This window comes from uncultured Bacteroides sp., from assembly GCF_905207245.1.
Classification (GTDB): domain Bacteria; phylum Bacteroidota; class Bacteroidia; order Bacteroidales; family Bacteroidaceae; genus Bacteroides.
In genome coordinates, this window is record NZ_CAJLKP010000135.1 from 1 (window position 1) to 8757 (window position 8757).

Below are 8757 nucleotides of genomic sequence, written 5' to 3' on the forward strand. Positions count from 1 at the left end.
TGTCGAAGGATCTACTCTCTTGATACAAAGCTGCACAAATAGGAGAAGAGATCCTTCGACAAGCTCAGGATGACAGATGGTATTGCTTAATCATTTATCTCATTCCTGAGCACTTATAAGTTAACTCCTGAGTATTTGTACGTTCTCGAAAGCTTTCTTTCTGTTTTTTATAAATTAATTTATGAAATAATTTGGTTTATAAAATAAACTACTTATCTTTGCGGTGGAGTTCGAGCCCGAAATGTATGATTATTGTAGAATTTTAAATGGAGTACAGTTATGAAAATAATTGGTTTTAAATGGGTTGCATTATTTGTTATGGGTGTATGTGCAGCTTCGGCATCAGCACAGAGCGACTTGACGGTGAAAGTGAAGAACATCCGTTCGGCAAAAGGAAAGGTGATGATTGCTGCCGATAAAGGGCATTATGCAATGGTAGATGCTACGGGTGATACGGCAACACTTGTATTAAAAGAGATGCCCGCAGGAAAATGCAAATTGTATGTGTATCACGATGAAAACGGCAATTATCAACTGGACCGGGAAGACGGGGTGCCGACGGAGAATTGTGCAATTATAGATTTAGACATGACGGCTGAGGCAAAAACGATTGATGTGGAGTTGAAAGATGTGAGAGCCCTACAAAATAAGGCAAAAAAATAATTTTAGGTATTAAAGAGAAAGACACTATTATGGAAGACAAAAAAATGACTGAAAAAGAGAGTTTGGAACTTATCACGCAGATGATACAGAATAGTAAGAAAAACCTTCGGTTGGGGAATGTGAACATTCTCTTGTTGTGGGGGTATCTTTGTGCGATAACTGCGATTGTGGTTTATATCTTGATTCTGATAACTGGTAACCCGCTTTGGAATTGGGGCTGGTTGGCTATACCTGTTATTGGTTTTCCGGTGATGCGCTGGCTGAAGAAAAAGGAAGATAAACCGGTTTTGACTTATACGGATAAGGTTTTACTCGCTATTTGGAGCAATATAGGACAATATGGAATTGGTATTTCTATAATAGCTGCTCTCTATTTTAATTCCATGTTATTATTGTTGCCTATAATTTTGATGCTGTGCTCATTGGGAGTCAGTATTACAGGAAGTATAATAAATGATTCATGGATGAGAAATGCTGCTGGTTGTGCATTGACCATATCAGTAGTTATGATATCGCATATTTTGTTTAATCCGCCTGAACTAAACTTTATGTATCCTGCTTTTGCTGTTTGTTTTATTATTATGTTGATTGTTCCCGGACATCGATTGAATAGAAAACACACAAAAGAATAATTGTATTAAATCAATAAGTATGGAAGATAGAAAGATAACCGAGCAAGAGAGTTTAGAACTCATCTCTCAAATGATACAGAATACCCGTCGTAATCTGGATGCGGGTAGTGGAAATATGTTTCTGTTGTGGGGATATATCGGAACCATAGCGACTTTGGTTGTGTGTGCGGGCGTATATTTTACAAAAGATCCTTCTTGGATGTGGGGCTTTTGGGGAATACCTGTTATAGGAATTCCTTTGGGAATATATTTAGAACATAAATCACAGAAACGGGCTAAAGCTTATTCGGATAAAGTGCTGACTGAAATATGGCGTATAATGGGTGGGCTTTGTATGGCTGTGGCAATAGGAGCTACCTGTATGAAACAGTTTGAATTTATCTTGCCGTTAGGAACATTAATCATGTCATTGGGCAGTATTATTACAGGTATTATTGTCCGTTACAAAGCTTTTTATCTTTTCTCGTTAATCGGATTGGCAATAGGCTTGTATATGATGCTTGCGGCAATGGTAGAAGATGCCCCTACCTATACTTCTTTACTATGCTTCGCTGTGGCTGCTGTCTTTGCAATGATAATTCCGGGACACATGCTGAATATTGCCGCAAAGAAAGAAAACTCTGTTTCAAATAAATAATTAGGAGGAACTACGATGAACTCACTTCTTGGCTGTCTTCTCATAGGAAACATGGTGTTGCTGGCTTTCTTGCTGGTGAAGGTGCTCGATCTTACAGATTATTGACTTCTAAAGTAGACATGGAATGAATGTTTGTGTGTATATATGATTTCGGATAAATAAAATAGTTGGTAATGGATAATAAAAATATGACTGAGAAAGAGAGTTTTGAACTCATCACTCACATGATACAGAACGCAAAGTACAAGATGGCTGAAAATGCCGGAATGCCTTTTCTGATATGGGGATATTCGTGTACGGTGATATCTCTGGTGATTTGGTTTCTCCTGAAAGAAACCGGTAATTACAACTGGCAATGGATGTGGTTTCTGCTGCCTGCGATTTCTTTTCCCGCTACCTTGTGGATAAACCGGAAGAAGCAGAAGATGGCACGAACCTATATCGACCGGATATTGGGATACGTCTGGGCTGTATTCGGGCTGGGTGGGTTCCTGATAACCTGGGTCGCCATCTTCTACTGGAGTTTGCCTGTCTTGTTCATCATACTGCTGATAATGGGAATGGGGACGGCGTTGACCGGCTTGATTGTAAACATGAAAGTAGTGACTATCGGGGGAACTTTGGGAGCATTGTCGTCATTAGGTTGTCTTTTCATGCACGGCTTTGACCAGATATTGCTTTTTGCACTGGCTTTTATTTTTATGATGGTTATTCCGGGACACTATCTGAACTATAAAGTAAAGAAAGGAGGCCGTACATGACAAAAAGTCGTTTCGAGAATTTCCTGACCTCTTGGAAGTTCTTTTTGTTACTTGTACTTTTGCAGTTCCTTTTGATGCCGGTGGCGACGAAAGGCTTTAAGTTTGAGGCTGCAGGAGATTTGATATTTTATACACTGGGACATGCCTTCATTATGGATATGTATCCTTATGCTGTTTATTTTCAAATAGTAATGATACTGGCTTTGGTGACTATGAGATGTTACAATATGGGCAATTTTGCCACTGATACCGGATTTTACCTGGGACTGTATCATTTGCCCCTGTTGGGTATGTCCCTATTTGCTTTGTTAAGTAGTAAACGAAAGAAAAACGAATGATATGTTTAAAGAACTGAACCCTTTGCTCCACTCTGAGCTGCGTTTAGCGGTGATGTCGTTGCTTATTGGCGTCGAAGAGGCAGATTTTGTCTTTATCCGCCAACAGACAGGGGCAACGGCCGGTAACCTAAGTGTGCAGATTGACAAGCTCAATAAAGCAGGCTATGTGGAGGTGACAAAGACGTTCAAAGGAAAAATGCCTTGTACTCTCTGCAAAATTACGCCGCAGGGGGTGGACGCCTTTGAGGAATATGTGGAGGCACTGAAAACGTATATTATTAAAAAGTAAAAAGATACTGTATGAAAATTTTAGTCACTTACGCCGTGCAGGGCGAGTTTACGGAATTGAAGTTTCCCGGATTGATAGGAGAGGAAGAAGTACATGTCGGGTATCTCCGTACGGGGGTAGGAAAGGTGAAATCGGCTCATTATCTTACTGAGGTGATAAATCGGGGACAACCTGACTTGGTGATAAATGTGGGTACGGCAGGGAGTATAGAACGCCAGGGGGGTGATATATTGGTGTGCCGTCATTTCATTGACCGTGATATGGAGAAGCTTGCCAATCTGGGTGTGGAGTATGAGATAGATTCTTCCGCCTTACTTGCCGAAAAGGGATATTGTATGCATTGGGTAGGAGAAGGAATTTGCAATACGGGTGATACTTTCCTGACGGAACTGTCGGATGTGAAAGGTGATGTTGTGGATATGGAAGCTTTTGCACAGGCATTTGTGTGCCGTGCCAAGAAAGTGCCTTTCATTGCGGTGAAGTATGTGACGGATATTATCGGGCAGAATTCTGTGAAGCATTGGGAGGATAAGTTGGCTGATGCACGCAAAGAGTTAGGGGAATTCTTTGAGAAGATTGGTGGGGTGTAATTTGGCGAAGCGGAGCGTCGCAGTTGATAAGAGAACAAGTTGCCTCTTGTCAACTTTTAGCGCTCCGCGCTAAATCTTATTTCAACGTCTTGAACGATAGAATGTGATACGTCACTCCTGCTGCAATAATCAGGAGCAATATCTTTACCCATAAATAGGGAATGATAAAGAAAACACAGTATAGCATTGTGAGCCACATCAAGGAAATGGAAATAACCTTTGCCCGTAAAGGGATGGCTTTGTTTTCACGGAAGTTGCGAATATAAGGGCCGAGATGTTTCTGGTTCAGTAACCATGTGTATAAACGTGGAGAGCTTTTGAAGTACAGTGCAGCAGTGAGTAGTAAAAACGGTGTGGTGGGCAGCAACGGCAGAAAGATGCCGAGAATGCCGAGAGCTAAAGAAACTGTACCAAGTGTGATATAGAGAACCTTCATGCTGCAAAAGTACTCTTTTTTTGTTTACGGAAAAAGTCCAGATGGTTTCGTGAGGAAGAATATCTGGAATCCTCTGTTCTGACCGACTTAAAAAATATACTCCTTTGTGATATGGCATTCACTTAAAAATGCTTATGTTTGCAAAATAATTTTCATAAAGTCAAGACATGAATTTTCGCAAGTCCACCCTTGTACTGTTGCTGATACTGTGCAATGCATTTATTGCATTGGCACAGACTGCCGCAGACTCTTTAGTAATTCTTACTGCTGACTGGAATACCACTTCTATGGGAAAAGGAATTCTTCTCCGCGAAGCAGAATTCACTTCGCTCTATGGCGTTCCCCAACACATCGCTATTTTGGAAATAAAACCTGAGCAGCATCGTTTTGATATCCTTGTCCACTCACCAAAAGAAAAAACAAGCATTGCCGCCCGTCGTTCGGGAGCAGTGGCTGCCATCAATGGTTCTTATTTCAACATCAGGCAGGGGACGTCTATCTGTTATCTGAGGAAAGACGGTGTAGTGATAGATACCACTGCTGTCGGTACACTCAGTACTGTATCTACAGGTGCCGTACGCATTGTTAAGGGAAAACTGGATATTATCCCCTGGCATAAGCAAGATGAAAAAACTTGCGATCTGAAAGAGGGTAGTGTTCTTTCTTCGGGGCCGTTGATGCTGCTGGATGGGAAAGACTGTGATCTTTCGACTTGTAATAAGTCATTTGTCAATACCAAACATCCGCGTAGTGCCGTGGCTTTAATGAAGGATGGAAGCGTCCTCCTTATTGCAGTAGCAGGTCGTTTTGTTGGTAAAGCAGAGGGTATCAATATTCCTGAACTGACACACATGCTTCGAGTATTGGGTGCCAGGAAGGCGTTGAATCTTGATGGTGGCGGTTCTACGACACTTTGGAGTGTTTCCGCACCGGGTAATGGCATCGTGAATAAACTTTGTGATAATAATCTCTATGACAACGAAGGTGAGCGTCAAGTGGCCAATTCTCTCTGTGTCTATAAATAAAAGCAGAGGATTCCGTCCGTAATCTTTAGAATTTTTGTACTTTTGTGCCGTGCCGAGGTGACATTAGGTGCGACAACAAACAGAGTATTTTCTTAATTAGCGTATTAATAAGAATATGTATACAGTTATCAAACGCATGGAAATATCAGCTTCCCATAGCTTGAAACTTTCCTATCGCAGCAAATGTGAGAATCTGCATGGTCACAATTGGATTATCACAGTCTACTGCCGTTCCCGGGAACTTAATGCCGATGGGATGGTGGTTGATTTTAGTCATATCAAAGAAGCGGTGAAGGAGAAACTCGACCACCGCAATCTGAATGAAGTCCTCCCTTTCAATTCCACCGCTGAGAATATTGCTCGCTGGATATGTGAGCAGATACCCACTTGTTTTAAAGTCGAGGTGCAGGAATCTGAATCCAATGTAGCCATTTATGAGAAAGATTAACGAGATTTTTTATAGCTTACAAGGTGAAGGCTACCACACCGGTACGCCGGCTGTTTTTATTCGTTTTTCCGGGTGTAACCTGAAATGCTCTTTTTGTGATACGCAGCATGAGGAAGGCACATTGATGACGGATGAAGATATTATTACTGAGGTGCAGAAATATTCGGCTGTTATGGTTATTTTGACAGGTGGGGAACCTTCTATCTGGATTGATGAAGAATTTATCGACCGATTGCATCAGGCTGGCAAGTATGTTTGTATAGAAACAAATGGTACACGTCTGTTGCCTCGGAATATCGATTGGGTGACTTGTTCTCCCAAACAAGGGGTGAAACTGGGGATTACCCGCATGGATGAAGTGAAAGTTGTTTATGAAGGACAGGATATTGAAGTCTATGAGTTGCTGCCTGCCGAACATTTTTTTTTGCAGCCTTGTTCGTGTGTCAATACCGCCGAAACAGTGGCATGCGTAATGCAGCATCCTAAATGGCGGTTAAGTCTACAAACGCATAAACTGATTGATATCCGTTAGACTGGCTGTTACGTAAATGTAATGAGAATGAATTTTTATTGGCAAAAGATACAAAAATGAAAGAGAGAAACGAATCTCGTTTCTCTCTTTATTATCACTGCACGGGAGGAGAGGCTCGAACTCCCGACACCTGGTTTTGGAGACCAGTGCTCTACCAACTGAGCTACTCCCGTGTTTGCGGCTGCAAAGGTAATGTAAAGTTTCATATTTGCAAGAACTATGCGCGTTTTTTTTAACGGTCTTTTCTGCTACAACATCTGTAAGTCCTGATACATAATGCGGTAGGCAGCCGCTTTTTTTTCTAAGGCAAGTGGGTAAGCGCGAGACGAAGACGGCATTCGATAGAGGCGCATAGGTTTGCTGTCAAAAACAAACTCTGCAAAATCTCCGACTTTGGGTTTTATTAGGGAGAATTGTTCACATAGAGTTTCCGTAGCTTTCTCACCTGTAGTGACAATCGCTTTACACTCCGGTAATCGGCGGAGCATGGCCTCAATGTCCGTAGGCTCTACAACTTCCAGAAATTTATCGGATGCATTATCCTGCAACCGACGTATGGCAGTGGCTGTATCAAACAGGGCGATTCCTTTCTCCTGGAGGAAGCGGACGATACGTTCTTTGTCGAAAGCTTTTGCCGCTTCGTTCAGAAAATAGGTTTTATCATTGAAGAAGAGAAGCCCTACAATTCGCCACATATCGTTATTCCAGTTCGGGTAATAAAATTCCATTGACCATCGTTTCTTTTGGGGGGGAAAGCTCCCCAGCATCAGCAAACGGGCGTTGACAGGAAGAAAAGGTTCTAAAGGGTGTTGTTCTATTTCCATTCTAAATATTTTAAATGATGATTTATTCAGTGTGTAACCTTTTACAAAACTACAGATTATTTCCGGAAATTATTCTGCTATTTCCAGATTACTCATCTTTTCTGTTATGCGGAAAGGGAAATCCGGATACTCATACAGGCTGAATCGTGATTCGGTTTTTCCTTCTGTATAGTTCCAGATACTTGTATAATCTTCCACATCTTCTCCCATGGCACGTAGTTGTCGCAGGTAGGCAGCTATAGATTTATTCTCTACAATATAGATTTGTCCCAGTTGGTTGATTATCGGACTATGACGGCGTGTTCCATCATGCTCGAAACGTAGGATACGTTTTCCGTCTTCAGTCATTCCCACCAGATTGAACGTCATGCTCTTGCCTATGGCAGGCAGATTCAGCACACTGCGGTCCGTGGCAAGGAATGGAAGATGATGAATTTTCAGGAACTGGCGGATACATGCTGCAGGGTCGAGCGCAGTTTCAAGCGATGCAGATAGATTGAATGCGTCTTCCTTATTCAATTTTCCGAAACGCTTTTCTTCCCGTTGTTCCTGCATGGAGCGGCTGTTGGGGGTGAAGACTGCATTGTTTTCTTCAAAGCCTTTTACTGAGAATGTGTAGTAACATACAACTCCCAGTTCGTTGAGTACCTGGCGCAGGCGATTCGTGTGTCCACGGCGTGAAGCTGCTACGTTATACACCAGTTGATTGGTTATCAGCCAACCTGCTGATAAAAGTTTGCGAATGCCTTCTTTGGCTTCGGGGGTTACTTCCAGTGGTGTTTGGAAATGCGTTTGAATAATGAACTGGCGAATGCCGATAACAGATGCTTTCTCTTTGAAAGTTCTTAAAATATCTACTAACTCGTCATTGATACGCATCGGCAGATAAGCGGGAAGGCGTGAGCCGAGTCGGATACGTTGCAATTCAGCATACTTTTCTCCTTCCGGACGCTCTTGGTTAGCTTTCCGTTTGCGGGAGGCCATGCGGTAGACGGCTTCCAGAATGGTACCCAATGTTTTGTTTTGACTCATGAGAGCATCTCCACCTGTAATCAGAATATCGCGTAGTTGAGTGTCTTCCTCAAAATAGGTCATCAGACGGCGCAGCTTTTTCTCCCATGTTTCTTTGGGACGTAAAGAGTCAAACTCGAAATTGAGTCGTTTACTTTGGAAGTCATACATGCGCTGACAGGAAGCACAAAGTCCTCCGCAAGCGCGTCCCATAGTGTCGGGAATGAGGATGGCCACTTCCGGATAACGGCGGTGAATGTTGTGTCCGTCCGGCAGCAGCCATCCGGCAGCGTTGGGCTTTCCGTCCTCTACTGCATCTTCTTTTTCCCATGCGTGGATGTTACCGTAAGTTTCTACCAATTGGGAAGAGTACAAGATATAGCTGCGTATGGCTTCGTCATCATATCCTTTTCCGGTAGGATTCAATAATGACAAATAATAAGGGGTGATGAAGACAGGCATTCCTTTCTTGCGTGCTTTGTGATAAAGCTGCAAGGTTTCTTCGGACAAGGAGTTGCCTAGCATCCGGTTCAGTTCGGTAGGGCTTTTTACGGCCATTGCCAGATGAAAA

13 protein-coding genes and 1 tRNA gene are annotated in these 8757 nt (G+C 42.5%); 10 read left to right on the forward strand and 4 right to left on the reverse strand.

Going from position 1 to position 8757, the window contains the following annotated elements:
- Positions 1–279 precede the first annotated feature (279 nt).
- The 7 genes from QZ135_RS23725 to QZ135_RS23755 all read left to right on the forward strand — a co-directional run bounded on the left by QZ135_RS23725 (position 280) and on the right by QZ135_RS23755 (position 3910).
- A complete protein-coding gene (locus tag QZ135_RS23725) occupies positions 280–663 on the forward strand; it encodes a DUF2141 domain-containing protein (protein ID WP_294615437.1) in 384 nt (127 codons plus the stop codon).
- 29 nt (positions 664–692) lie between these two features.
- Positions 693–1295 carry a hypothetical protein gene (locus QZ135_RS23730; protein ID WP_294615439.1) on the forward strand — a complete coding sequence of 201 codons (603 nt, stop codon included), beginning with the start codon at positions 693–695 and terminating at the stop codon, positions 1293–1295.
- A gap of 19 nt (positions 1296–1314) precedes the next feature.
- Positions 1315–1932: a hypothetical protein gene (locus tag QZ135_RS23735; RefSeq protein WP_294615441.1), complete on the forward strand. Its 618-nt coding sequence runs from the start codon at positions 1315–1317 to the stop codon at positions 1930–1932.
- A gap of 173 nt (positions 1933–2105) precedes the next feature.
- Entirely contained in the window at positions 2106–2693 is a 588-nt protein-coding gene (locus tag QZ135_RS23740; RefSeq protein WP_294615443.1) for a hypothetical protein, read from the forward strand.
- Complete coding sequence (locus QZ135_RS23745; protein ID WP_294615445.1) at positions 2690–3031, forward strand: hypothetical protein; 342 nt, start codon at positions 2690–2692, stop codon at positions 3029–3031. Before QZ135_RS23740 ends, QZ135_RS23745 begins: the two co-directional genes overlap by 4 nt.
- A 1-nt stretch (position 3032) precedes the next feature.
- A complete protein-coding gene (locus QZ135_RS23750) occupies positions 3033–3320 on the forward strand; it encodes a transcriptional regulator (protein WP_009128841.1) in 288 nt (95 codons plus the stop codon).
- Positions 3321–3331: 11 nt separating this feature from the next.
- Positions 3332–3910: a nucleosidase gene (locus QZ135_RS23755; protein WP_294615448.1), complete on the forward strand. Its 579-nt coding sequence runs from the start codon at positions 3332–3334 to the stop codon at positions 3908–3910.
- 76 nt (positions 3911–3986) lie between these two features.
- Here the strand turns inward: QZ135_RS23755 and QZ135_RS23760 are convergent, their stop codons facing one another.
- Positions 3987–4346 (reverse strand): YbaN family protein, encoded by a 360-nt coding sequence (locus QZ135_RS23760; protein WP_294615450.1) that lies wholly within the window; start codon positions 4344–4346, stop codon positions 3987–3989.
- Between the two features lie 167 nt (positions 4347–4513).
- Between QZ135_RS23760 and QZ135_RS23765 the strand changes: the two genes are divergently transcribed.
- From QZ135_RS23765 to QZ135_RS23775, 3 genes are all read left to right on the forward strand, one after another.
- Complete coding sequence (locus tag QZ135_RS23765) at positions 4514–5371, forward strand: phosphodiester glycosidase family protein (protein ID WP_294615453.1); 858 nt, start codon at positions 4514–4516, stop codon at positions 5369–5371.
- Positions 5372–5486: 115 nt separating this feature from the next.
- Positions 5487–5819 (forward strand): 6-carboxytetrahydropterin synthase, encoded by a 333-nt coding sequence (locus QZ135_RS23770; protein ID WP_294615456.1) that lies wholly within the window; start codon positions 5487–5489, stop codon positions 5817–5819.
- Positions 5806–6351 carry a radical SAM protein gene (locus tag QZ135_RS23775; RefSeq protein WP_294615458.1) on the forward strand — a complete coding sequence of 182 codons (546 nt, stop codon included), beginning with the start codon at positions 5806–5808 and terminating at the stop codon, positions 6349–6351. Before QZ135_RS23770 ends, QZ135_RS23775 begins: the two co-directional genes overlap by 14 nt.
- Positions 6352–6451: 100 nt before the next feature.
- Here the strand turns inward: QZ135_RS23775 and QZ135_RS23780 are convergent.
- The 3 genes from QZ135_RS23780 to QZ135_RS23790 all read right to left on the reverse strand — a co-directional run.
- A tRNA-Trp gene (locus QZ135_RS23780) sits at positions 6452–6524 on the reverse strand.
- A gap of 75 nt (positions 6525–6599) precedes the next feature.
- Positions 6600–7175 carry a uracil-DNA glycosylase family protein gene (locus QZ135_RS23785; protein WP_294615460.1) on the reverse strand — a complete coding sequence of 192 codons (576 nt, stop codon included), beginning with the start codon at positions 7173–7175 and terminating at the stop codon, positions 6600–6602.
- 69 nt (positions 7176–7244) lie between these two features.
- Positions 7245–8757: KamA family protein (locus QZ135_RS23790; protein ID WP_294615462.1), on the reverse strand; the 1513-nt coding region annotated here is incomplete at its 5' end.